Source organism: Microbacterium sp. Leaf151 (assembly GCF_001424225.1).
GTDB lineage: Bacteria > Actinomycetota > Actinomycetes > Actinomycetales > Microbacteriaceae > Microbacterium.
In genome coordinates, this window is the sequence record NZ_LMOR01000004.1 from 447,152 (window position 1) to 472,426 (window position 25,275).

The 25,275-nt window shown below is 67.4% G+C and carries 19 protein-coding genes; 10 read left to right on the forward strand and 9 right to left on the reverse strand.

The features are described 5' to 3' along the window. Window positions 1-81: 81 nt before the first annotated feature. Both ASF76_RS12840 and glf read right to left on the reverse strand, forming a co-directional pair. Window positions 82-2,121 carry an acyltransferase family protein gene (locus tag ASF76_RS12840; RefSeq protein WP_082485049.1) on the reverse strand — a complete coding sequence of 680 codons (2,040 nt, stop codon included), beginning with the start codon at window positions 2,119-2,121 and terminating at the stop codon, window positions 82-84. A 7-nt stretch (window positions 2,122-2,128) separates the two neighbouring features. Continuing rightward, complete coding sequence (gene glf / locus ASF76_RS12845; protein WP_055958419.1) at window positions 2,129-3,265, reverse strand: UDP-galactopyranose mutase; 1,137 nt, start codon at window positions 3,263-3,265, stop codon at window positions 2,129-2,131. A 165-nt stretch (window positions 3,266-3,430) separates the two neighbouring features. On the opposite strand from glf, the gene ASF76_RS12850 reads away from it, so the two are divergent. From ASF76_RS12850 to ASF76_RS12890, 9 genes are all read left to right on the forward strand, one after another. Beyond that, window positions 3,431-5,347 (forward strand): DUF6541 family protein, encoded by a 1,917-nt coding sequence (locus ASF76_RS12850; protein ID WP_055958422.1) that lies wholly within the window; start codon window positions 3,431-3,433, stop codon window positions 5,345-5,347. Further along, on the forward strand, window positions 5,347-6,543 hold the full coding sequence (locus ASF76_RS12855; protein ID WP_055958425.1) for a glycosyltransferase family 4 protein: 1,197 nt from the start codon (window positions 5,347-5,349) through the stop codon (window positions 6,541-6,543). The genes ASF76_RS12850 and ASF76_RS12855 overlap by 1 nt, the downstream gene beginning before the upstream one ends. Further along, window positions 6,540-7,736 carry a glycosyltransferase family 2 protein gene (locus ASF76_RS12860; RefSeq protein WP_082485050.1) on the forward strand — a complete coding sequence of 399 codons (1,197 nt, stop codon included), beginning with the start codon at window positions 6,540-6,542 and terminating at the stop codon, window positions 7,734-7,736. Before ASF76_RS12855 ends, ASF76_RS12860 begins: the two co-directional genes overlap by 4 nt. 4 nt (window positions 7,737-7,740) lie before the next feature. Next, window positions 7,741-8,874, forward strand: a complete 1,134-nt coding sequence (locus ASF76_RS12865) for a glycosyltransferase family 4 protein (RefSeq protein WP_055958429.1) — start codon at window positions 7,741-7,743, stop codon at window positions 8,872-8,874. Further along, on the forward strand, window positions 8,867-10,108 hold the full coding sequence (locus tag ASF76_RS12870; protein ID WP_055958432.1) for a lipopolysaccharide biosynthesis protein: 1,242 nt from the start codon (window positions 8,867-8,869) through the stop codon (window positions 10,106-10,108). Before ASF76_RS12865 ends, ASF76_RS12870 begins: the two co-directional genes overlap by 8 nt. Next, a complete protein-coding gene (locus tag ASF76_RS12875; protein WP_055958435.1) occupies window positions 10,105-10,992 on the forward strand; it encodes a hypothetical protein in 888 nt (295 codons plus the stop codon). The genes ASF76_RS12870 and ASF76_RS12875 overlap by 4 nt, the downstream gene beginning before the upstream one ends. A gap of 154 nt (window positions 10,993-11,146) precedes the next feature. Next, window positions 11,147-13,384 carry a glycosyltransferase family protein gene (locus ASF76_RS12880; protein ID WP_055958438.1) on the forward strand — a complete coding sequence of 746 codons (2,238 nt, stop codon included), beginning with the start codon at window positions 11,147-11,149 and terminating at the stop codon, window positions 13,382-13,384. 19 nt (window positions 13,385-13,403) lie between these two features. Next, on the forward strand, window positions 13,404-13,844 hold the full coding sequence (locus tag ASF76_RS12885) for a GtrA family protein (RefSeq protein WP_055958442.1): 441 nt from the start codon (window positions 13,404-13,406) through the stop codon (window positions 13,842-13,844). Then, window positions 13,837-14,799: a glycosyltransferase family 2 protein gene (locus ASF76_RS12890; RefSeq protein WP_055958445.1), complete on the forward strand. Its 963-nt coding sequence runs from the start codon at window positions 13,837-13,839 to the stop codon at window positions 14,797-14,799. Before ASF76_RS12885 ends, ASF76_RS12890 begins: the two co-directional genes overlap by 8 nt. Before the next feature lie 65 nt (window positions 14,800-14,864). On the opposite strand, the gene ASF76_RS12895 is transcribed toward ASF76_RS12890, so the two are convergent. The 3 genes from ASF76_RS12895 to ASF76_RS12905 are packed head-to-tail and all read right to left on the reverse strand — an operon-like array spanning window position 14,865 to window position 17,588. Then, complete coding sequence (locus ASF76_RS12895) at window positions 14,865-15,878, reverse strand: Gfo/Idh/MocA family protein (protein WP_055958448.1); 1,014 nt, start codon at window positions 15,876-15,878, stop codon at window positions 14,865-14,867. Beyond that, window positions 15,875-16,972 carry a DegT/DnrJ/EryC1/StrS family aminotransferase gene (locus tag ASF76_RS12900; protein WP_055958451.1) on the reverse strand — a complete coding sequence of 366 codons (1,098 nt, stop codon included), beginning with the start codon at window positions 16,970-16,972 and terminating at the stop codon, window positions 15,875-15,877. The genes ASF76_RS12895 and ASF76_RS12900 overlap by 4 nt, the downstream gene beginning before the upstream one ends. Further along, window positions 16,965-17,588, reverse strand: a complete 624-nt coding sequence (locus ASF76_RS12905; RefSeq protein WP_055958454.1) for an acyltransferase — start codon at window positions 17,586-17,588, stop codon at window positions 16,965-16,967. Before ASF76_RS12905 ends, ASF76_RS12900 begins: the two co-directional genes overlap by 8 nt. 50 nt (window positions 17,589-17,638) lie before the next feature. On the opposite strand from ASF76_RS12905, the gene ASF76_RS12910 reads away from it, so the two are divergent. Further along, the gene (locus ASF76_RS12910) at window positions 17,639-19,204 is read left to right on the forward strand and encodes a DUF2142 domain-containing protein (RefSeq protein WP_156459253.1); all 1,566 of its coding nucleotides are present in this window, start codon (window positions 17,639-17,641) and stop codon (window positions 19,202-19,204) included. 43 nt (window positions 19,205-19,247) lie between these two features. Here ASF76_RS12910 and ASF76_RS12915 read toward each other — a convergent pair whose 3' ends face one another. The 4 genes from ASF76_RS12915 to ASF76_RS12930 are packed head-to-tail and all read right to left on the reverse strand — an operon-like array spanning window position 19,248 to window position 25,273. Continuing rightward, on the reverse strand, window positions 19,248-20,456 hold the full coding sequence (locus ASF76_RS12915) for an ABC transporter ATP-binding protein (protein WP_055958460.1): 1,209 nt from the start codon (window positions 20,454-20,456) through the stop codon (window positions 19,248-19,250). Continuing rightward, window positions 20,456-21,373 carry an ABC transporter permease gene (locus tag ASF76_RS12920; protein ID WP_055960092.1) on the reverse strand — a complete coding sequence of 306 codons (918 nt, stop codon included), beginning with the start codon at window positions 21,371-21,373 and terminating at the stop codon, window positions 20,456-20,458. Before ASF76_RS12920 ends, ASF76_RS12915 begins: the two co-directional genes overlap by 1 nt. A 22-nt stretch (window positions 21,374-21,395) precedes the next feature. Then, the gene (locus ASF76_RS12925) at window positions 21,396-23,324 is read right to left on the reverse strand and encodes a rhamnan synthesis F family protein (protein WP_055958463.1); all 1,929 of its coding nucleotides are present in this window, start codon (window positions 23,322-23,324) and stop codon (window positions 21,396-21,398) included. After that, window positions 23,321-25,273, reverse strand: coding sequence for a rhamnan synthesis F family protein (locus tag ASF76_RS12930; RefSeq protein WP_082485053.1), 1,953 nt, complete (start codon window positions 25,271-25,273; stop codon window positions 23,321-23,323). The genes ASF76_RS12925 and ASF76_RS12930 overlap by 4 nt, the downstream gene beginning before the upstream one ends. Window positions 25,274-25,275 lie beyond the last annotated feature (2 nt).

Below are 25,275 nucleotides of genomic sequence, written 5' to 3' on the forward strand. Positions count from 1 at the left end.
TACCTCGACGCACACCCTCCGTGTCTGGCGTCGTGATCCGGCCACCCCGTCGCGCGCGACGGCCGTCATGACCGTGCGGCGTCAGCCCAACTGCGCGGGGAGCTGCTCCGCGAGCGACGGGCCGAGGGTGCGCGCGTAGATGCGGGTGAGGTGGTTGTCGTCACGGTAGACCGCGACGTTGCCGATCACGCCCACGCACAGATCGTCGGGGCAGATCCACGGAGTGAGGTCGACGAGACGCACACCGGGACGTGCGAGAGCGTCGGCGGGGTTGCTATCCGCAAGGGATGCCGAGCGGGGCACGGCGCAATCGAGAGGGTCGGCGGCGTCGATGATGCACCCGAACATGTCGAAGGCGAAGCGGGGATTGTCACGCACCCCCAGCACCTCGATGCCCGCAGCGCTCATCCGATCGACGAAGCGGTCGACGCCCGGGCGCACCCGCTCATCGTCCTCGCCCGCGTCGGAGCGCGTGACCACCGTCATCACCGCGTCGGGCTTCACCTGTTCGACCAGGCTCACGGCCGCTTCCCGCCACGAGTCGCACAGCTCGTCCATCCCCGGTTCGTCGAGCCCCATCGAGCACCCGCCCTTGATGAGATGGACGACACCCCAGCCGTTCTCCTCGGCCGAGGGAAGCAGGGCGGCCGTGATCTGCTGAGCGTGCGAGTCGCCGATCACCGCCACGGTGTGACGCGCCCGTGCGGTGTGCGCGGTCTCGTGACAGGTACCGCGCAGTTCTTCGGCGTCGGTAGCCCAGTCACCCGCGCATTCACGCTCGAGCTGGGTCCACTCGGCATCGAGCAGTGTCGGGAGGGGAAGCATCGGCGCGTCTTCCGGCACTTCGGCGAGGGCGGGATCGCGGAGGACGGCTGCCCCGGGATTCGTGACCTGGGCGCGCGCCTCGACCGCTCGTTCGTGCATCCAGGTGGTGGTCTGCCACGCGCCGACCGGCAGCGCGACCACAACCGCGGCAGCGGTGAGCACGGCCATCGGCACGAGAGGAGATGCATCCGCCCGACGCCACTCCCGCACCGGTCGGTCGACGGCCCACGTCAACGCCCGCGCGAGGATCAGCGACAGCACGACGATCCCGAGACCGCCGACGAGGCCCACCTCGGCGCGGTCGTTGACGACGAGGAACGTCACCAGGATGGGCCAATGCACGAGGTAGAGAGCGTAAGCGTCGCGGCCCACGGCGCGCACGGGACGGGATGCCAGGAGGCGCCCCGGTCCGAGACGGCTCTCCCCCGTGCCGGAAGCGACGATCGCGGCAGCGCACAGCACCGGCCAGAGGGCGAGATAACCGGGGAAGCCCCCACGGACGTCGAGGACCATTCCCAGGACGAGCAGGCCCGCCATACCCGCCCAGCCGACGACGGCTCGAGTTGTCGCGCCCAGACGCAGGTGCGGAAGTGCCACCACCAGCAAAGAGCCGGCGGCGAATTCCCACAGGCGCGCTCCGGTATCGAAATACGCCACCTGCTGTGCGGTCGCCGTCCGAAGAACCGAATAGACGAACGAGAGGGTGGACACCGCCCCGAACACCGAGCCGACGACTCGGTCCGGTGAGAGCCCCCACCGCCTGACCACGACCTGGCACAGCCCCAACAGCGCGATCCACAGCACGAACGCCTGGCCCTGCACCGACATCGACCAGAAATGCTGGAGCGGACTCGTCGTCTCGGTCCGCGCGTAGTAATCCACGGCATCCGCCGCCAGCAGCCAGTTCTGCGTGTACGTGAGCGAGGCCCAGGTCTGCTCCCACACGGCCCGGTAGGAGGTCTCGGGGTAGACCGCCCAGACCACGATCAGGATGCCGAGGAGAGTCACGGCCGCCGCCGGCAGCAGCCGGCGGAAGACTCCGAGGAGATGCGGAACGGGGCGGATGGGCGTCGGGCCCGTCATCTTCCGGACGAATCCGCGGGTGAGGAAGAACGCCGACAGCATGAGGAAGACGTCGACCCCGCCCGAGACCCTCCCGAACCACACGTGGTACGAAACGACCAGCAGGATGGCCACGGCGCGCAGCCCGTCGATGTCGGGCCGGTACGCCCAGCGCCCCTCGTCCGCCCGGTCAGCGCTCGCCGACAGGGTGCTCGACCCGAGGGTCAGACGCACGAGGGCATCACGCGAGCTGGTTGTTCCACATCGACAGCGCCGCGCCGATCGCCATGTGCATGTCGAGGTACTGGTAGGTGCCCAGGCGCCCGCCGAAGTACACGTCGCGCTCTCCCTTGGCGAGCTCGCGGTAAGCGAGCAGGCCAGTACGGTCGTCGGCGGTGTTCACCGGGTAGTACGGCTCGTCCGCACGCGTGGCGAAACGCGAGTACTCGCGCACCACGACCGTTTTGTCGGTCGGATAGCGGTCGGCCCGCTCGGGATGGAAGTGCTTGAACTCGTGGATGCGGGTGTACGGCACGTCGGCGTCGGCGTAGTTCATCACGCTCGTGCCCTGGAAGTCGCCGATCGGCAGCACCTCCTGCTCGAAGTCGAGCGTGCGCCACGACAGCTCGCCCTCGGCGTAGTCGAAGTACCGGTCGACGGCTCCGGTGAAGATCACGGGCACCTGGCCGACGGTCGCCTTCTTGTTCAACGGCTGCGACTCGTCGAAGTAGTCCGTCGACAGCTTGACCTCGATGTTAGGGTGATCGGCCATCCGCTCCAGCCACGCGGTGTACCCGTCGACGGGCAGGCCCTCCCACGTGTCGTTGAAGTAGCGGTTGTCGTACGTGTACCGCACGGGCAGACGGGAGATGACCTCGGCCGGCAGGTCCTTCGGGTCGGTCTGCCACTGCTTCGCGGTGTAGTCGCGGATGAACGCCTCGTACAGCGGGCGGCCGATGAGGGCGATGCCCTTCTCCTCGAGGTTCGCGGCATCCTTCGTGTCGAACTCCCCCGCAAGCTCGTGCACGAGAGCTTTCGCTTGGTCGGGCGTGTAGGCCGCCTGGAAGAACTGGTTGATGGTGCCGAGGTTGATCGGAAGGGGGAACACCACGTTCTTGTGCGTCGTGTAGACGCGGTGCACGTAGTTCGTGAACTGCGTGAAGCGGTTGACGTACTCCCACACCGTCGGGTTGGAGGTGTGGAAGAGGTGAGCACCGTACTTGTGGACCTCGATGCCGGTCTCCGGCTCGTCGGCCGAGTAGGCGTTGCCGCCGATGTGATGGCGGCGGTCGATGACGGTCACCTTGCGGCCGGCGGCGGCCGCACGCTCGGCGATGGTGAGGCCGAAGAAGCCCGAACCGACGATGAGGAGATCCATACAGAGCACACGACTTTCGCGTCAGAGATAAGGGGACGGCCCACCGGGAGCGCCCTCGATTGTACCCACGGTGCCTGCGAAGGCCCGGGGCGGCGCTCAGCGGCCGCGCAGTGCGCGTCCGATACGATGACGTGTCGAAAAAGCCGCGGACGGGGAAGAAACTGCATGGGTGAATGGATCAGCGTGCTTCCGTCGTACCTCGTGGTGGCGGCCGTTCTGATCATCCCGGGCGCAGCGGTTGTCGTCGCCGGCTGGGGCTGGCGCAGCCCCCAGCGACTCTTGCTCGCACCTGCGATCTCGACCACGATCGCTGCCGTGGCGACCGTGCTCGCGCCCCTCGTCGGTCTGAGGTGGAACCTCGTGCCCCTCGCGGTGGTGACGCTGCTCGTGATGGGCATCGCGCTCCTGCTGCGCCGCGCGGCCGGCGTCGACGCCGCCCCGGCCGGACGACGGTCGGGCCTCACCGCACTGCTCTCCCTTGGCGCGGCCGCCGTGGTCAACGTGGTCCTGTTCGCCCGCGCGTTCGGCTCACCCGACAACATCGCGCAGCGTTTCGACAACATCGTCCACTTGAACGCCATCGGCCTCGCGCTGCAGAACGGCAATGCCTCGCCGTTCCAGATCGGCGCGACGTCCGACATCGGCTTCTACCCGAACGCGTGGCACGCTCTCACCACCCTCGGGGCTGAGGTGACGGGGACTGCCGTTCCGGTCGCGGTCAACGGGGCGAACCTGGCGATCGTGTCCATCCTCTGGCCGGCCTCGACCCTGGCGCTGGCCGGAGCGTTCTTCGTCCAGCGACGCACGGCTTACGTCGTGGCCGCCGCTCTGTCGACGAGCTTCGGCGCCTTTCCCGCCCTCTTCTTCAACTGGGGCGTGCTGTATCCGAACCTCGTCGGGTACGCGATGGTGCCCGCCGCTCTCGCCGTCGTCGTCACGACCCTCGACGATCGCGGAGCGCCCGAGCTGATTCGCTCCGGACTCTTGATCTGCCTGCTCGCCGGCGGCACGTTCCTCGGCCACCCGAATGCCTTCCTGAGCTTGCTGTTCTTCGCCGCGGCCGTCGTCGTGGCTTCATTCGTCATTCGTGCGGTCGCCCGACGCACACGCACCGCCGTGGTCTCTCTGCTCATCGCCGTCGCGGCATCCGGTCTCGCTGTCGTTGCGACGGTCGTCATCTTCCGCACGGGTGCGGAGCACTCCGGCTGGTCCCCATGGCAGCAGATGGCCCAGTCGTTCGGAGAGGGCTTCCTCGCCTCCCCCCGCGGGTACACACCGACGGTGCTCGTCTCCGCGCTGCTCATCGTCGGAACACTCGTGGTCGCCCGGCGCCCTCGGTACCTCACCGTCCTGGCGCCCTTCGCGACGGCTGTGCTGCTGTTCGTCATCTCCTCCGGTCTGCGCATCGACCACCCCCTGCGCCAATTCCTCACCAACCCCTGGTACAACGACTCCAACCGTCTCGCAGCCCTCCTCCCGCTCGTCGCGATCCCCCTCGCGACCCTCGGCGCCCTCGTCGTCGTCGACGCTCTGCGCCGATGGTCGGCCGTGCGCAAACTTCCGAGATGGACAGGTGTGGCGGCCGCCGCGGTGGGCATCGTCGCCATCTTCTCGGTGGCGGTGGGCTCGAACGTGCGCATCGCGCTCGGGCAGGTGCACGAGGCGTACGCCTACACCGACAGCTCTCTCATCCTCTCCTCCGACGAACGCAACCTCCTCGAGCGACTCGATGACGAGACCCCTCCCGACGCGCTCATCATTGGAAGCCCGCGCACCGGCACGTCTCTCGCACTCGCACTCGCGGACCGGCAGGTGACGCAGAAGCACGTCTTCGGCTCGCCGTCCCCGGAGCTGCTGTTCCTCAACAGCCACCTCCGCGACATCGACTCGGATCCCGCCGTGTGCAACACGGTCGATGAGCTCGGCGTCGACTACGTCCTCGACTTCGGCCGACAGGACGTCATCGACCCCTCCGGCGCCGTGGCGTACGACGGCATCCAGGATCTCGCGCCCGGTGCACATCTCGTGCTCGTCGACTCCCAGGGCCCCGACGCCCGCCTGTTCCGCATCGAGGGGTGCTGATGGCGCGTTCCACGACGGTCGCCGTCGCCTACGACTGTCTCTTCCCCTTCACGACGGGCGGCGGCGAGCGCCAGTACCGCGCGTCGGCGGATGTGCTCGGCGACCTCGGCTTCGACGTCGATTACCTGACATCCGTGCAGTGGGACGGTCCGACGCCGACGGAGGATCACTTCCGGATTGTGCCCATCGCGCCCCGTCTGTCCCTGTACGACGCGCGGGGAGTCCGGCGCATCCCGGCCGCCCTCCGGTATGCCGCGTCGCTCTTCGGCAGCCTGCTCCGCCGCCGTCGCCGTTACGCCGCCGTGATCGTGAGCGGCCTGCCGATCTTCAACGTCTTCGCCGCCCGTCTCGCGCTCCTCGGCTCGGGGACGAAGCTCGTCGTCGATTACCTCGAGGTGTGGCACCGCCGTCAGTGGGTCGCGTACTCGGGCTCGATCACGGGCACGATCGCATGGATCCTGCAGCGCGCCGCGATCGCGATCACCCCAGTGGCGACCTGCCACTCCCAGCTATCGGCGACCCGCCTGCGTCGCGAAGGACTCCGCCGCCCGCCCCTGGTGAGCCCCGGTTTGATCGACGGCGCCGCCGAGGTGGCCGCCCCCTCCCCCGCTGCGACCCCGCCGTACGTGCTCTACGCCGGCCGCCACATCCCCGACAAGCGCGTCGAGGTCCTCCCCGCCGCCGTCGCCGCCGCGCGGGAACAGATACCCGGTCTCCGCCTCGTCATCCTGGGCACGGGACCGAGCTCGGATGCCGTCCGGGCCGAGGTCCGCCGCGTCGGTGGCGAAACGTGGACCGACTTCCCCGGGTTCGTCTCGGATGCCCAGCTCGACCGCCTCCTGCACGGAGCCGTCGCCCTCGCCAACCCGTCCCGCCGCGAGGGCTACGGTCTCGTCGTCGTCGAGGCCAACGCCCACGGCACCCCGGTCGTCCTCGTCGCCGACGAAGGCAACGCCGCCACCGAACTCATCGACGACGGCGTCAACGGCGTCGTCTCCCCCACCACTCGACCCACCGACCTCGCCCGGGCCATCCGGGACGTCGTCGACGGCGGTGACGACCTGCGCCGCTCCTCTCGCGCCTGGTACGACACCGCCGTCGGCACCCGCACCATCCGCCGCACCGTGGAAGGGATCCTCTCGGCACTGCCGCTGCCGACCCCCGCCCCGGTGAAGACGAAAGAAGACAGCCCGTGACCACTCCCGCCCCCACGGACGTCGAACTGACGATCCTCATGCCCTGCCTGAACGAGGCCGAGACGCTGGAAGTCTGCATCCGCAAGGCGCAGGGCTTCCTGCGGCGCAGCGGCATCCAGGGTGAAGTCCTCATCTCCGACAACGGCAGCACCGACGGCTCGCAGGCCATCGCCGAGCGCCTCGGCGCGCGCGTCTCGCATGCCCCTCGCCGCGGATACGGGGCCGCACTCATCAACGGCATCGAGACCGCGCACGGTCGGTTCGTCATCATGGCCGACGCCGACGACAGTTACGACTTCGAGAACCTCGAGCCGTTCGTCGAGCGCCTCCGCGCCGGCGCCGACCTCGTGATGGGCAACCGCTTCCGCGGTGGTATCGAGCCGGGCGCCATGCCGCCGCTGCACAAATACCTGGGCAACCCGGTGCTCTCCTTCATCGGCGAACTGTTCTTCCGCCCCGGCATCCGCGACTTCCACTGCGGCCTCCGCGGCTTCAACCGCGCCCGCATCCGCGAGCTCGACCTGCAGACGACCGGCATGGAGTTCGCCTCCGAGATGGTCGTGCGCGCCTCCCTCGCCCGCTACCGCATCGAAGAAGTGCCCACCACGCTGAAGAAAGACGGGCGCTCGCGCCCGCCGCACCTGCGCAGCTGGCACGACGGGTGGCGACACCTCCGCTTCCTGCTGCTGTTCGCGCCGCGCTGGCTCTTCGTCTACCCCGGCCTCGTGGCCTTCTTCCTCGGGGCCCTCACGGTGGGGGTGCTCGCTTTCGGCGGCGTGAACATCGGCGGTGTCGGTTTCGACGTCACCACGATGGTCTACGCCAGCGCGTTGTGCGTGATCGGGTTCCAGTCCCTCCTCTTCTTCTGGCTGACCAAGCTCTACGCCACACAGGAAGGCTTCCTCCCGACGAGTGAGAGATATCGACGGATCGTGGCCAAGTGGTCGGCCGAGCGCGGCCTGCTGATCGGCGTCGGGTTGTTCGTCCTCGGCGTGGTCATCGGCATCGTGCAGGTGATCGTGTGGGGCGCCATCGACTTCGGCACCCAGAACGCCGCTCAAGCGGTGCGGATCGCCGTTCCGAGCGCACTGCTGATCATCCTCGGCTTCCAGACGGTGATGATGAGCTTCTTCTCAGGCGTGCTGACCACGCCCCGGCGCGAACAGCGCCCCGAAGCCGTCATCGAGAGCTGAGCCGGTGCGGATCCTCGTCGATCTCCTGGGATACACGGGAGGTCGCGGCGGGACGGAGACGTACGTCCGCGAGCTGCTCCCCCGCCTCGCGTCGGAAATGCCGGACGCCGAGTTCGTCGCACTGACGGGGTCGTCGGGTGCGGAGGGCGTGCGCGGCTTCTTCCCCGGCGAGGTACGCACGATCGGTTGGGTCGGTGACGGGCGCGCGTCGTGGGCGGCAGGAGAGATTTTGGCCGTCGGACGAACGGCGAAGGCCGTGGCCGCCGACCTTGTGTGGAGTCCCGCGAACTTCGGCCCGCTCACCGCGGGGGCGGTGCCCCGTGTGGTGTCGGTGCACGACGTGATCTACCACGAGGTGCCCGGCACGGGTCTTGCACGCGTCACTCGTGCCATCACGGCTTGGCTCATGACGCGCACGGCTCGGACCGCCAGCGCCGTCGTCACGGTCTCCGCGTCTGCAGCGGATGCCATCTCCCGGCATCTCGGCGTCCCCCGGGAGCGTGTCACCGTGGTGCACAACGGCGGGTCAGAGATCACGTCCGTCGACGATCCCTGGAGCCTGCTCGCCCCTCTCGGCATCGGTCCCGGACGCGCGATCGTGCTGTCGACGGGAAACCGGATGCCGCACAAGAACTTCGCGGGTCTTCTCGATGCCGTCGCCGAGATCCCCGCCCCGGACCGGCCGCTGACGGTCATCGCCGGCGGCGGCGCCGAAGATCCGCTGCGTCCGGTCGTCGAGCGCCTCGGCCTCGCGGACGACGTCGTCCTTCCCGGATGGGTCGGCGACGATCAGTTGCGGGCGCTTTACCAGGTGGCCACCGTCTACGCCTGCCCGTCACTGACCGAGGGGTTCGGTCTCCCCGTCGTCGATGCGCTCGGCGCCGGCGTGCCGGTCGTCGCCCACGACGCCGCCGTTCTGCGCGAGGTCGGCGGAGTGCACGCGCGCTACGTGGACGCAACGGTGCCGGCCGCCTTCGCCTCGACCCTGATGGACGTCCTCGCCCTCGATGAGGCGACACTCGCCGAGTCCGCGGCCAACGGACGCGCGTGGGCGACCCGGTTCAGCTGGGCGTCGGCCGCGATCAGTCTTTCGGTGGTGTTGCGGCGTGCGGCTGCAGAGGGACCGGCCCGTGGCTGAGCCGGCATCGCTGAAATCCCGCCTCGTCGGCTTCACTCTCATCCCCGCCGTGGCGGCGGTGTCGCCGCTTCTCGTGCTCCCAGCCGTTTCGCGATCCGCGGGTCCGGATGGGTGGGCGAGCGCCATCGCCGGCGAGTCGGTCGGCACGTTCGCGGCCATCGCCGTGGCGTACGGTTGGACGACCGTCGGCCCGGCGCTGATCTCCATCGCGCCCGACGACACCCGACGTGGCCGCCTCTATCGCGACGCGATCCTGGTGCGTCTGCTGACCTCGCTCGTCGCGCTGCCCTTGCTCGTCGTGGTCTGCGTCCTGGTCGCAGCGCCGGGCTACGGCCTACTGGCGGCGCTGATGGGGCTGCAGGGTGCGCTCATCGGGCTGTCGTTCACGTGGTTCTCGGTGGGCGTGGGCGATCCCCGCTCGATCCTTTTCTACGACGCCCTCCCACGGCTGGGGGTCGCCGTGCTGTCGATGGTGGCGATCCTCTCGGGGCTGCCCGTCGAGGTGTACCCGCTGGCCGGCATCCTGGTCACCGTCGTGGGAACGACCCTGTTCTCGCTGCGTTTGCTCCGCCGCTATCCCTCGCCGTGGCCCCCGCTTCGCGAGGTGCCCGGTCTCTTCCGTGTCGGCGCTCCCGTCGCACTCAATGACGCGGCTCTCGGCGCCTACTCCTCCGTGCCGACGCCGCTCGTCAACGTCATCGCGACGGGAACCGCTGCTGCGGGGTTCGCCTCAGCCGACAAGATGGCCAAGCTCGGACAATTCCTGCCCTTGACGCTGGCGAACGCACTCCAGTCGTGGTCGGCCGAGGTGGGAGGAGGCGCGCGCCTTCGACGGCTGAAAGTCGCCCTCGCCCTGCACGGCGGATTCGGCGTGCTCGGCATGATCGTGCTCGGTCTGTTCGGACCGCCCGTGAGCGCCCTGATGTTCGGCGATCCCGCCGCCGCTCCCCTCGGCGTCTGCTTCGCCCTCGGACTCGCCTTCGCGATGTACTCGCTGCGTACATCGATGACCCGGCACGTTCTGTTCCCGGCCGGTGAGCAGACCGCCGTGATGCGCGCCACCCTTGCAGCCACCGTCGTCGGCATCCCCCTCATGGTTGCGGGCGGTGCGCTGTTCGGTCCCCTCGGCGTCGCCGCCGGATACGCACTGACCGAGAGCATATCCACGGTCTTGCTGGCCTCGCGCACGCTCTCGCGCATGCACGCCCTGGCGCAAGAAGAGACTGCCGCATGACCCGTCCGCTCCTGTTCGCCGTGTCGACCCTGGGCCGCCAGGCCCCGTTGCAACGTCTGATCGACTCGGTCGTGCCCCAGCTCGGCCCCGGCGACCGCCTCGCGATCGTCGCGCAGGACAATGCCGAAGACGTTCGTCGGATGGCGGATGCCGCCGACGCGCCCGATCTCATCGTCGTCCGCACCTCGGCTCGCGGCGCATCGCTCGGACGCAACACCGGCATCGACGCCTTCGTCGATGCCGATGACGATGCCCTGGTGATGTTCCCCAACGACACCACGTGGTTCCCCCCGGGCAGCGTCGACGCGATCCGGCGTCTAGTCGCCGATGCTCCCGGTGGGGCGGTGACCGTGTCCACCGAGATCGGCCCGCGCTTCGTCCTGCCCGCCCCGGGGACACCGCTCGGTATCGAGACGGTCTGGCAAGTGATCGAGATGAGCCTCGTCGTCCGCCTCGGTATCCTCCGCCGCATCGGCGGGTTCGACGTGACGATCGGCACAGGGGCCGCAAGTCCCTGGCAGGCCGGCGAGGTGACCGATCTGCTGATGCGCGCTCTCGCGGCAGAGCCGCGTCTCGCGGATTCATTCGTCTGGACGGCCGCTGACGATGTCGCCATCGGCGGCATCCCCGAGACCTCCGGTCTCGACCCCCGCGAGCGCCGCCGCAAGCTTCGCGCCTACGGCCGGGGCGTCGGTCGCGTCCTCGCCCGGCATCCTTTCCCGGTGTGGCATCGTTGGGGCTTCGTCGCTGCGGGTCTCGTGATCGGTGTCCGCCGCGGTAGCGAGTACCGCCCGGTCGACGGACTGACGGCGTTCGTCGGGCGCCTCGAGGGAGTCACGGGGCGCACGTTCGGCACCGCCGAGGTCACTGCGGTGTCGCGCTGACGGCCAGCATCGCCGCGATGAGAGCGGCCTGGACCCCGACGGTCGCTACCGCCCCCTCCGCTGCAATGTGCGCGAGGGCCTGAGCCCGTAGGGTCTCCGGAGGTCCTCGCCGTCACCGGCACGCGTGACCGGGCGGCCTGCCTATAGTCGAAGGGTGCTGTCCGCTCTTCGTTCGCGCGTGCGCGCCGCGCGCGACCTGCCGTTCCTCAGGCCCCTCGTCGCTCGAGCCGACCGCGTCTGGTGGGCCCGCGTGATCCAGCGGGCGGGCATCGTCGACCTGAATTACGTGCGCGCTCAGGTGGGCCGCCCACTGAGCGAGGCTGCGGCTGTCCGCCTCTACGTCTCCGGCGGATACCGACGCGGTCTGCGCCTGTCGCCCCTCTTCGTCGACACCGCGGTGGGCGATCATCTCCCCGAGGCCTGGCGGGTTCCCGCGCTCTATGCCTACTTGGTCGCCGATCCGCGGGGGTTGCAGGTGAGTCCCCTGTGGGACGCCGTGGCGTACGGCGCGGCACACCCCGACGCGTGGGATGCCCCTGGTGGACCCCTCGGCCACGCATGGCGGCGCCGCGAAACACACTCCCTTCCCCTCGGACCGGGAGCCACGCCTTCCGACACACCGTGGCCGGTGCTGTCGCGGGTCATCGTCGGAGCGACCGAGCTCGCCCGTCGAGGCGGGGAAGTGGCTGCGACTCGTGGGGCGACGCCGCTCGCGTACGAGATGATCGTCGCACTCGGACCGGAGGAGTGGGACTTCGACGAGTCCCTCGCTGAAGCCGTCTCCTTCGCCGCCACGCCCCACCAGGGCGCCGCCATCGCGGTGATGGACGACCGGGCCGAGGATTGGATGTTGGCGTCATTGCTGGCTGCGGGCTCCCCTCGCGTGCGCATCAGTCGGCGTCGTCACGACGACGCCAGCCAGGCCTTGGACGAACTCGTCCGCTCCTCCCTGGCGGACATCGTCGTCGTCCGCGGACCGAACGAGACGCTCACCGCTCGGGATGCCGAGCGTCTCGCTGCCCTGGTGCGGGCGTCGCCAGCCCAGACGCACATCGGCCCGGTGTGGCGGGACGGAGACGGCACTCTCGCCGCGGTCGGCTCGACCGGCGAGGGTCGTTTTCTCGCCGGTCACCCGGTCGAGGATCTCGCGCCCTTCGGCGATGCCCTGACTCTCGAGGTGCCGGCCCTCGCCGGCTCGACGTTCGCAACCCGCCGATCGGACATCGACGCGCTGCTGCGGGGAGCCGATCCCGCCTCCGCATTGACGGGCACCGCCGTCGTCGCACTCGGCGTCGAGTCTCGAACGCGCTCGGCGGCTGGTCCGCCGTCTCCCGCCCCCCTCGAAGGCAACGCCGACGAACTGGTTCGGCGCGCGGGATGGGAGCGGGTCTCGCAGGGGCCGCAGCCTCGCATCCGTAGACCGGCGCGATCATCAACCCTCGCCGACGGCACGACGGTTCCGGTGCTGCGGTGGGCACTACGCACCGCAGCACCGGTGGGCCCCCGCGCCGAGGGGTGGGGCGACACCCATTTCGCTCGCGCTCTTGCGGCTGCACTCCGCCGGCTCGGCCAGGAGGTCGTGATCGACTCATACGCGGCACGGAACCGCGCGACACGTCATCTCGACGACGTGACCGTGGCCCTCCGCGGACCGGAGCCTCTCGAAGCCTCCCCATACGGCGTCTCGCTTCTGTGGATCATCAGCCATCCCGACCAGATCACTGCCACCGATACGCGGGGCTTCGACCGGGTTTTCGCCGCGTCTGCTCCCTGGGCACGGGCTACCGGCAACGAGCTCGGTATGCGAATCGACCCTCTCCTCCAGTGCACGGATGCGACTCGGTTCCGTCCCGCTGGTCGCGACCGGGGCCGCGACATCCTTTTCGTCGGCACGGCGCGGGGGATCCTCCGTCCCTCTGTAGTCGAGCCCATCCGCGCGGGTATTCCGGTCGACGTGATCGGACCGGACTGGCGCGGCTGGATCCCGGCGTCTCGCATCCGCGCGACGGGGATTGCCAATGACGAGCTTCCGGCGCTGTACGAGGCTGCGGGAGTGGTGCTGAATGACCACTGGCCCGCAATGCAGGAACGCGGCTTCATCGGCAACCGCCTGTTCGATGTGGTGGCGGCCGGCGGTCGCGCGATCAGCGACCACGTCGAGGGGATCGACGGCCTCTTCGGCGGAGCCGTGCGCACGTGGGACACGGTTTCCGAGCTCATCGGCATGCTGTCCGGCGAGCTGGACGACGCATTCCCCTCCACGGGAGACCTGGATGCCATCTCGGCGCACATCCGCGCCGAGCATTCCTTCGATGCTCGCGCCCGCACCCTCCTCGACGCCGCTCTGAGGGCTCGTCGGACGCGCCGCGGGACGTCTCATGCGACACGATGAGGCTGGCAGAATAGAATCCATGCCCTCGGAGACCCCCTCATCGCGCGGCGGTGTCTTCTCCGGTATCTGGTCGTCGAGCCTCGTCCGATACCTCGTCATGGGCGGACTGTCGTTCGCCTTCGACTTCGGACTCCTCTTCGTGCTGTACGACGTTGCAGGCGTACCGCTCGCTATCGCGACACCGACGGCTTTCCTGGCGAGCTTCGTCGTGACGTACACGCTGCAGCGGCTGTTCGCTTTCCGCGCGAGCGACGCCGTCGCTCCGAGCGTTGTCCGCTACGCCCTGCTCGTCCTCCTCAACACCGCGCTCACCACGGGGATCGTCGCCCTCGCCGACTCGGTGGGGTGGTCTTGGGCGGTGGGCAAAGTCGTCGCGGTCGCGGTTACGACCGTGGGCAACTACTTCGCATATCGCTATTGGGTGTTCGCCCGTCCGAAAGGTTCTCCGACGCATGTATAAAGGCGCCATCGTCGCCGCGGTCGTTCCCGCGTACAAAGAAGAGAAAATGATCGCCCGCGTCATCGAGACCATGCCGGCGTTCGTCGATCATATTGTGATCGTGGATGACTGCAGCCCCGACGACACCAGTGGTGCCGTGACTCGCGCAGACGACGGCCGAGTCACGCTCATTCGTCACGAGGTGAATCAGGGCGTCGGGGGTGCCATCATCACCGGTCATCGCACCGCGCTCGAGCTGGGCAGCGACGTCAACGTCATCATGGCCGGAGACGCTCAGATGGACCCGGAGTATCTTCCCGCCCTCCTCGACAGAGTCGTCGAGGATGGGTACGGCTTCGCCAAGGCCAATCGCTTCTATTCCCCCGAGTCGTTCACGGGAATGCCGGGCTACCGCGTGTTCGGCAATATCGCCCTGTCTTTCATCACGAAGCTTTCGTCGGGGTACTGGAATCTGTTCGACCCGCAGAACGGCTACACAGCCATCCGATCCGACGCATTGCGCCGAGTGCCCCTTGATCGGGTAGCCAAGCGGTACAGCTTCGAGAACGACCTGCTCATCCACCTCAACATCCTTCAGGTGTCCGCCGTCGACGTGCCCATCCCGGCGGTGTACGGCGACGAGGTCTCCAGCATCCGGCTCGGCAAGGTGATCCCCGAGCTCCTCCACCGTCTGACGGTCGGCTTCTGGCACCGCATCTGGTACCGCTACGTATTGTGGTCGTTCTCGCCCATCGCCCTGTTGTTGTTCCTCGGGCTGCTCTTCCTCGGTTTCGGACTGGTCGTCACGACTTGGCTGTTCTTCCAGATCCTCGGATCCGCCATCGCGACGGCGGCGACGGTGATGTTGGCGGCACTTCCACTCATGTTGGGGACGCAATTGCTCATCAGCGCTTTGCAACTCGATATCCAGGCGACGCCTTCCACGCCGGAGCATGCGCCCTTCATCGCACGCTGACGATCAGACAAACGAAAAGGCCTCCGGGACGCGTGTGCGCCCCGGAGGCCTTTCGCTGGATAAGGTCAGCCGGCGAATGCCGTCTCCGTCGTACGTACGAGGCGCCCCTCATCGTGGGCGGACTGCAGCGAAGCTTCGACGACACGCAGCACGTGGACGGCCTCCCGCATCGTCGAAAGCGTCGTCGTCGCACCGTTCACGGCATCACGGAACGCCTCCAACTCCGCCCGCAACGGCTCGCGCTTGGGAAAAGCGAACCGCGTGACGTCGCCCTCGGAGACTCCACGGAAGGTGGAAACCGACTCCCACTCCAGCGCCGCGGTGCCATTTCGGTGCAGAGTGAGGTCCGCCGTCGCGGTGTCGGCGATGAAAGTACCCCGCTCACCCGTGACGACGGTGACGCGCTCCTTCATCGGACTCAGCCAGTTGATGAGGTGGTTGACCACAGCACCGTCAATCAGGCGACCGGAGATCGCAATCATGTCTTCGAACGAGCGGCCGCTCTGAAAAGCCGTCTGCGCCGACACCGCGGCATACCGCGACTGTGCCACCCATGCGGTGAGGTCGATGTCGTGGGTCGCGAGATCCTTGGCCACGCCGACGTCACCGATACGCGCCGGGAACGTGCTCTGGCGGCGGGTGGCGATCTGATACACGTCACCAATCTCGCCCTCGGCAAGTCGAGCGCGCAGCTGCTGGAGAGCGGGGTTGAAGCGTTCGACGTGACCGACCGCACCAACGAGTCCGCGGGATTCGAAGAGATCGGCGAGCGCCTGTCCCTCCTCGGAACTGTCGGCGATGGGCTTCTCGACGAGCACGTTCACGTCCGCTTCGGCGAGCGCTCCGGCCGCCGCGGCGTGGAAACGCGTCGGGACGGCAACCACCGCGATATCGAGGCCGGCGGCTGCGAGCGCATCGACATCGGGCAGCACCGTGAGACCGCCCGCAACACCGTGCGGGTCGCCTGCCGGGTCTGCCACGGCGACCAGCTCGACGCCGTCGATCTCGCGCAGCAGACGGGCGTGGTGGCGCCCCATCATCCCCAGTCCGAGCAGACCGGCGCGCAACACGGCGGTCATGCGCCCGCTCCCGTCACGGCCGTCACGGCTTCGACGATGCGTTCCAGATCATCGTCGCTCAGCGACGGGTGCACGGGGAGCGAGACGACTTCGCTCGCCGCGCGCTCGGTCTGGGGCAAGTCGAGTCCGGGCGCGTAGCCCGCGAGCGACGGCAATCGGTGATTCGGGATCGGGTAGTACACGCCGCTCCCCACCTGATGCTCCTCGCGCAGGGCCCTCACGAATCCGTCGCGACCTTCCGGGACACGGACGGTGTACTGGTGGTAGACGTGGTGAGCGCCGTCTGCCACGACTGGCGTGATCACTCCCGATAGGTGGGCGTCGAGAAAAGCCGCGTTGTCGCGGCGCTTCTGGGTCCACGCATCGACCTTCGTCAGCTGAACGCGTCCGATGGCTGCGTGTAGATCCGTCATCCGTGCGTTGAAGCCCACGATCTCGTTCTCGTACTGCCGCTCCATGCCCTGATTGCGCAGGAGCCGCAGCATGCGCGCGATCTCGGGGTTGCCCGCAGTCACCATGCCGCCCTCCCCGCTGGTCATGTTCTTCGTCGGGTACAGCGAGAACATGGTGAAGGATCCAAAGGAGCCGACCGGTCGTCCCTGCAATTTCGCTCCGTGCGCCTGTGCCGCGTCCTCGAACAACATGAGGCCGTGCCGCTCGGCGAGAGCACCCAACCTCACCATGTCGGCCGGGTGCCCATACAGGTGAACGGGCATGATCGCGCGCGTCCGCGGGGTGATTGCCGCCTCGACGCTCGCGACGTCGAGGGTGAAGCTGACAGGGTCAATGTCGGCGAACACCGGGGTCGCCCCCGTGAGTGCGACGGAGTTGCCGGTGGCGGCGAACGTGAACGATGGCACGATGACCTCGTCGCCCGGACCGACGCCGCACGCCAGCAACCCCAGGTGAAGTCCCGATGTGCCCGAGTTCACGGCGACGGTCTCGCGCCCACCGACGAAGTGGGCGGCGAACTCGCGTTCGAAAGCCGCCACCTCCGGGCCCTGGGCGATCATGCCGCTTCGCAGCACGCGGTCGACGGCGGCACGCTCGTCGTCGCCGATGAGGGGCTTAGCCGCGGGAATGAGATCAGGCACGGGTTTCCTCCTTGAGTGCGCCGTCGGACTCGATGAATCGGGCGCCGGTGCGCGGACACACCCACGATTCACCCTTTTTCTCGAGCGGAAGGCCCGCGGGCCCGACCCACCCGATGCGTCGTGCCGGCACTCCGGCGACGAGCGCAAAGTCGGGAACGTCTTTGGTGACGACGGCGCCCGCGGCAACGGTCGCCCAACGGCCGACCACCACGGGCGCGACACAGGTCGCTCGAGCCCCGATGGACGCCCCCTCCCGCACAGTCACCCCCACCGGGGTCCAGTCCGAGGCTGATTTCGGGCTACCGTCCGGGTTGACTGCACGCGGGTAGGTGTCATTGGTGAACACGACGGCGGGGCCGACGAAGACTCCGCTCTCCAGACGAGCGGGCTCGTAGACCAAGGCATAGTTCTGGATCTTGCAGCCGTCGCCCACGACAACGCCCGAGCCGATGTAAGCACCACGGCCGATGACGCAGTTCTCACCGATGACCGCGCCCTCACGAACTTGCGCGAGATGCCAGACGGAGGAGCCCGCACCGATTGTCGAGCCCGAGACGTCGGCTGACGGATCGATGCGTGCGGAAGCCGCCGAGGCGGGCTCAGAAATCGCAGACATAGGTATTGAGTCTACCGGGCAGGTCTGTGCGACCCCCGTAGGATCGACGCGTGCTCCGCCGTTCTTCGACCGTCTTTCGCGCGGTTTCACCTTGGCTCATCCCGTTGTTGATGCTGGTGGCGCTGTGGTCATGGTCTCTCGCCTCACCCGTCGGATCGAGTCCCGACGACGATTTCCATCTCCCCTCGATCTGGTGCGGACTCGGCGATCGAGCGGACCTCTGCGAGGACTCCGGCAATCCGTCGACGAAGCTGGTCCCGACTCCCCTCGCGACGACGAATTGCTACGCCTTTCTGGCGAACGACAGTGGCGAGTGCTGGAATCCTGACACCCCGGGCCTGTTCGAGGCCGACCGCGTCAACACGGGCCCTTTGTATCCGCCCGTCTTCTACGGAGCTATGGGCGTCTTCGCCAGTCCCGACGTCGAGGCATCTGTCGTCGCCATGCGGTTTGCGAACTCGCTCATCGCGGTCGGATTGATCACCGTCGCCTTCTGGGCGTTGCCTCGGCGTCTGCGCCCTGCGCTCATCCTCTCGGTCATCGCCTCAGCCATTCCCCTGGGGATATTCGTGTACGCGTCGACGAATCCGTCGTCGTGGGCTCTCCTGGCCGCAGCCACGGTGTGGATCGGCGTATTCGGAGCGACGCAGACAACGGGTCGCAGGCGCCTGCTGCTGGCCTTGCTCGCCGTGATCGGAACGGTCATGGGTGCAGGCGCGCGCGCCGACGCGGGGGCGTTCGCCATCTTCGGCGCGGGTGTCGGTCTTCTCCTCGGCGTCCGCAGCCTCAAGCGGTCGCTGGTGCCGCTCCTCACGTTCCTCGTCGTCGGCGCCATCGGTGTCGGTTTCTACCTGAGCGCCGGCCAGAGCGGTTCGCTCGTATCGGGCCTCCCGAGCGACAACCCTCCGCTCACGAGGTCTCAGCTCATCGACAACGCGATGAACGTCCCGAACCTGTGGACGGGCGCGCTGGGTGGGTGGGGACTGGGATGGCTGGACACTCCCATGCCTTCGGTGGTCTCGGTCTGCGCGACGGTCGTCGCGAGCGCTGTGCTTTTCATCGGCATCCGACGGCCGAACTGGCGTGAAGCGAGCGCCCTGCTGGTGACACTCGCCGCGCTCTGGGCGGTGCCGTTCATTCTTCTCGCGCAATCGCGTGCCGTCGTCGGCACGCAGGTGCAGCCGCGGTACATTCTCCCGCTGATCGTGATCCTCCTCGGTGTGGCGTCCGTCGGCGCCGCGACCGAGCGCCAGTGGACACGATTCCGCCGGCTGTCCGCCGCGGTCGCTCTCGCCGTCGCCTTCGCCTTCGCGATCTACACGAACGTACGGCGATACACAACTGGTCTGGACGGCACAGCTCTGGATCCTGGCACTTTCGCGGAGTGGTGGTGGCCCGTGGGGCCGACCCCCATGGTCGTCATCACGATCGGCACCGTGGCTTTTTCGCTTGCGCTAGCCGCTCTCGCCCTGCTACCTCTCGCCCACGCCTCCGACGCCGCGGCCTCGCGGACCGAGTGGTCGGACCCAACCGGGCTCGAACGCCACGACCACGAACCCACCGCGGCGGTGGGCAGCCGACGACGTCGGAGCGACGGCCCGCCGGCCGAGAGCTGATGCACGGGCGCGCTCCGCGGCTACGTCCCTCGAGCGAATCGCCTCAGGCCACTCGGTCGCTGTCAACGGACACCGCGGCCGCGACCGTACCTACTGAGACATCCTGAAGAGTTCGCACGGTGAACAAAGCCGCTTGCGCGAGACCATGACTGCTGGGCTCGCTGACGCCCGCAGCATTGGCATTGACGTAGTACTGACCCGCGCCGAGGTGCATTGCATCGATGCGGAGGTCGACGGTGACTGGTCCACCGATCGGGTCGAGACGGTGTCCGATCATTTCCGTGTTCGATGCCAGCACCATGTGCCCCAGCGGGGTGTCGATGCTGAATCCGAGTTCCCACCGCTCGATCGGCTTCATCGAGTCCACATGCACACGGATGGTGAGCGCATCCCCCTCGTCGACCGATTTGGTGGGGGTGCCGTCTGCATGAAGCAGCTCCACCCCTTTCACCTGGATCGGATGAATCGTCTGCTCCGGCGGAGCCTCGCCGACGCGTCGGCCTTCGAGCACGTCGCGAAGTGCGCCGATGGCGGCACGCGTCTCGCCGTCGAAGACCACCGCGCCGTCCTTCAGAACGATTCCGCGATCGCAAAGTTCGGCGACCTGCTGAGCCGAGTGCGTGACCAGGATGATGGTCCGACCCTGCGCCCGGAACTCGGCTATACGGTCCATGCACTTCCGCTGGAACGTCTCGTCTCCCACGGCGAGCACCTCGTCGACCAACAGCACATCGGGATCGGTGTGAATGGCAACCGAAAAGGCGAGGCGCACGTACATGCCCGATGAGTAGAACTTCACAGCGGTGTCGATGAAGTCACCAATGCCGCTGAACTCGACGATGTTGTCGAACTCACGATCAATCTCTTCGCGCGTCATTCCGAGGATGGAAGCGTTCAGATACACATTCTCACGACCACTGAGGTCGGGGTGGAAGCCGGCACCCAGCTCGAGGAGCGCGGCCATTCGTCCCCGCGTCTCCACCAAGCCGGTCGACGGCGAGAGGATGCCACCGATCAGTTTCAGCAGCGTGCTCTTTCCGGAGCCGTTCGCGCCGAGCAGGCCCACCGTGGTGCCTGCCTGGATGGCGAGCGACACGTCGTCGACGGCGACGAAATCGCGACGGAACGACTTGCCGAGACGACCGAGGTGAACCACCCGGTCCTTGAGACTGTTGTCTTTTCGCACGCGGAAGTGCTTTGAGACGGAGGTCAGGCGCACGATGTCCGGCGCGGAAATGGCGATATCAGACATCACAGCTCCTGAGCGAAGTTGCCCTGCATCCGGGTAAAGACGCGGTGGGAGATGACCAGCAGGATGAGTCCGACAACGCCCGCGATGAGCATGCGCAACCCCAGCTGCGCGGGGTAATCGTCAACGGTACCGGCACCCCAGAAGGCGCGATGGAAACCGAGGACAGCGATGGTCAGAGGATTCGCCGCGTAAACATCCAGAACCCACTCCGGCAGCTCGAAACGGATGATGACGTCCTGCACCATGCGCCAGGAGTAGACGATGGGCGCGCCCCACATCGCGAGCATCAACACGACCTCCGTCAGGTACTGGATGTCGCGTAGATAGACGTTGAGTGCGGAGAGGAGCAGACCGATGGCAAGACCGTAGATCGTGATGAGAATGACCGACGGGAAGAACCACAGCATCTCAACCGGTTCGGGCAGAGCGCGGAACAGCATCGCAGCGACCACGAGGACCGCGAGCTGGACGAGGAACATGAACCCCGCTCCGCCGATGCTCGCCAGGGGGAAGATCTCGCGCGGGAGGTAGATCTTCTTCACCAGCCCGCCGTTTTGCAGAATGGAGCCGGTGGCGCCGAAGACCATGTCGTTGAAGAAGACGTAGAGCGTGAGGCCGGAGAACAGATAGACAGCGAAATTGTCGATGCCCTCGGCAGCCCGCAGGAACTGTCCCAGCACGATGAAGTACATGAGGAACTGGATGAGTGGACGGATCACTGTCCACAGGAATCCGAGGAAGCTGTCCCTGTAGCGCGCCTGCAGGTCGCGCCGCACGAGCAGGTTCAACAGGTCTCGGCGACCGAGGATCTCGCCGATCTTGCCGAGCCGACCGCTGGTGCGGCGGCCGGTCACATCGACGACCGCGTAGGGAGCTGCGGAGATGCGGGCGAATCGCGCCACGCTCTCCTCGCTCATCGCTGCCATTCTCGGTTTCTCGTCATGATTTCTTTCGTCGTTCTGTCAGCCCGCGCACGGCCCGGTCGATCAACTGACCGGGGCGTTTGGTCGGGTCCATCAACCGCCTCAACCGATGCACGGCGCCCATGTGGTTGAGACGCATGTACATCCGGAGGAAATCTTTGCCGGATCCGGTGCCCACGAATCCGAGCGCCCGCAACCGGTCGATCTTCTCGAAGGCGTATCCCGGCGTCGTGCCAGCCATTTCATCGAGCTTGTAGTCGAGCGCCGTATGACTGACCGCGGCATAGACGGGGGTGACGATCGTCCGGCTGTGGAAACCCAATTCGCCGGCCACGTAAGACGGCATACGTTCAAGGATATGCGCCAGCCCGCCGTCGTGGTACGCCTCCGCGCCGCCGAAATCGGAGTATCTCCAGGGGTGCTCGACCAGCAACCGCAGCGCTTGCGGACGTGCGAAGAACATCGACCCGTATGGCGCGAGCGGCGACACGTCGTCGAGCGGAACCCGGACACCGAGTTCGTTGGCCAGCCGCTCGAACCCGGGCTTGTTCGACCACCATGCCCGCCCCAGGGTGGGATAGCCGATGTGGATCATCGGTGGGAAGGCGAGTCCGAGTCCCGGCTCGCGCTGAAACAGCCCCAGCACACGGGAGGAGTGCTCCTCGTCGTTCAGCAAGTTGAGGAACTGCTGCTCGCGGAAGTGCGTGCCGACGTTGTACCCATCCTGGGGAGTCTTCTTGCTGTGCAGCTTGACGACGAGGTCGTAGGCGTCGGAAAGGAGCACGTCCCGGCATCCGATGAGGAATGCGCTCTGATCGCGGCCGTCGTTGGAATCGACCACGCGCACCGACACCTCGCCTCGATCTCCCGGGAGGGTCGCGATCCGTGTCTCGATGCGGCGCGCTCGATCGGCGTCGGGGGTCGTCACGATGAGGTCGTACGTACCAGGGAGGGTATTCGCCCGCTCGATCATCTCGTCGGTCATCTCGTCGTAGAAGATGTGAGCGATGACCACGACGCGCAGTGCCAGGGCCGGATCGTAGGGCGGGTGGTCGGGTCCGATGACGTCCATGAGCCCGGCGTCGGCGTTCAAGACCTTCGGCGCGACGTTGCGGGCGAGGTTCGACAGCGCGATCTCGACCGGGTAGCCGCCGTCCGCCGCCGCCTTCAGCGCCCATCGACCGATCACCGCGTGACGATCCATGAACGGCGGCCAGTGCAAGAAGGGGCGCCGTTTCAGCAGCGGGCAGCCGTCCTCGATGAGGGCGCGTGGGGCGAACAACGAGGCGTTCACAACGTCGTAGTCGTCGGACGAGAACGCCACCTCCCCCGTGAACCCGCTCCCCGTGAACGTGTTGTGGAAGACGAGTTCGTGCCGCACTACCGCATCGGTGTAGGTGGAGATCTCAGACAACTCGCGCCAGTAGCGCCGCCACCGCTCAGTCTGGAACATCCCCCGCCGAACGGCGATCCAGAACGACTGGAAGTGATAGGGCAGCGTGCCATTGCCCGTGATCGGGTTGTGGTCCTCGGCGGTGTGATCGGTCATCGCCCAAAAGTGCACGGGACGGGCGTTCATACGATCGAAGAGCGCGGCGAAAGGACGCACCGGGCCGAACCAGGTGTCGTTGGTCAAGACGATCTCGTCGAACTGCGCGATGCGGTCACCGAGGTGTGTCAGCGCGGCCCGCTGAGCGCCGATGTCGAACCCGGCGTTCTCGCGTTCGATGATCTCGTCGGCGGCGCGCGCCAGTCGTTCGCGGGCCGCGTCGGTGAGCACACCGTTGACCACGGCGATGATGTGATCTGCATGCTGGCGGAGGGCGTCCAGAGCGTACAAGACGTAATCCTCGACCTCACCGCGGCGATCGAAGATCGTGTAAACGATCAGTCGGCGGCCGTCTGCGGGAAAGGGGACCGCCGGCGCGACCTCGGTTTCGCTCACGAGCGGACTCCCTTCACCAGAGTGCGTCCCGCGGCCGCGGCGGCGCGCACGCGGCGCAGTACAGCGCGGGCCCCCTGACCGAACGGGTGCATGATCGGATCGAGACGTTGAACGACCTTGTTGTGATTGGTCTTCATGTACATGCGGAAGAACGCCACGGCTCCTGCCGTCCCCATCCAGCCGGCGCGATGGAGGAACTGGATCTGTTCGATGGGGTACCCGGGCAGGTTGACCGCGAGCTGGTCGATCTTGTACTCCGTCGACAGGTGCGTGAGGCTCGCGTGCTCGGCGTCCAGCACCATCCGCGCGTGTAAGCCCTGCTCCCCCGCCGCGACCGATACGAGACGCTCGAGCAGCCGCTGCATGTCCGGAACGAGCTCGCGAGACCGATCACGGAAGTCGTCGTACGTCCACTTCGCCGAGAGGTACGGACGAAGACCTTCGGGGCGCCCGACCCACATGCCACCGAAGGGCGCCAGCGGGGTGATCCCGTCCAGCGGAACACGGATACCGAGATCGTCTGCCAGGTCTTGACCCATGCCGCGATACCAGGACCAACCTTCGCCTGTCGTTGCGTAGCCGGTCTGAATGACGGGGGGGAGGACGACCCCCAACCCCGGCTCACGCACGAACAGCGCGAGAAGGTTCGCGATGTACGCCGGGCTTCCGACGAGGTTGTCGCGTGTGTACCGGCGGAAGTACTCCGACACGGTCCTCCCGCGGCGGGTGGGCAGACGGTCGTGAAGTTTGACGAAGACGTCGTAGCGGTCGCTCAGCAATTCATCCCGGCAGCCGATCAGGAAGGCGCTCATGTCACGGCCGTTCGCCGACGGCACGACCCGCACCTCACCGGCGGAGATGTTCTGTCCGTGCCTGACCAGCAGTTCCTCGATGGCCGGGGCCAGCGCAGGGTCGGAGGTGGTGACGATGACTTCGACCGGCGCCGGGAACCACGACAGCCGCTCCACAAGCGGACTCACCGAGGCCACCCCGGTCGCGTGGATCACAACGAGCACGCGCAGGGATGCCGGGTCTTCGGATGCCGTCACCACGGTGCGCGGGAGGATGTCGAGCAACGCGAGGTTGGTGGTCACGACCTTCGGCGGGACTGTCCGCGCGAGGTTCTCGAAGATCAACGACGTCGGATAGCCGCTCGCTTGCACCTTCTCGAGCACCGCGCGCCCGATCACCGCATGCCGATCGAGGAACGGCGGCCAATGAAAGAACGGGCGACGCTTCACCAACGGGCAGCCGTCGTCTATGAGCAACGTGGGGTTGAAGAGCGCCGGGTGGTCGGTCGGGTAATCGTCGGACGCGAAAGCGACAGCCGACGCGAACCCGGCCTCCACGAACGTCTCGGTGAAGATGGTCTCGTGCTTGAGCACGGCGTCGAAGTACGACGGCATCTCGGGCAGCTCGCGCCAGTAGCGCTCCCAACGCGGCGAGATGAACATGTCCCGGCGCACCGCGATCCAGAATGACTGCAGGTGATACGGCAGCACACCCTCGCCCGTGAAGGGGTTGGGCTCCTCCCGGGCGTGGTCGGTCATCCCCCAGAAGTCGGTGTCGAGGGCGTCCATGCGGTCGAAGACCGGTCCGTACGGGCGGACGGGGCCGAACCAGGTGTCGTTCGTGAGCACGATCTCGTCGAACTCGACGAGTTGCGGGCCCAGGTGGTCGAGGGCGTCCTTATGCGCCCAGATGTCGAAACCCGTGTTTTCACGCAGCAGGATTTCGTCGACCGCGGGCTCCAGACGCCGCCGGGCGTCATCGGAGAGTTTCCCGTTGATGACGACCAGAATGTGGGTCGCATGGTCGCGCATCCCCTGAAGGGCATGGACCACGTAGTCGTCGACACCGCCGCGCCGGTCGTACACGACGTAGACGACGAGCCGTCGCCCATCGGGGGGGAAAACCAACGCTTGCTCCAGTTCAGCCCCTCGGAACATCC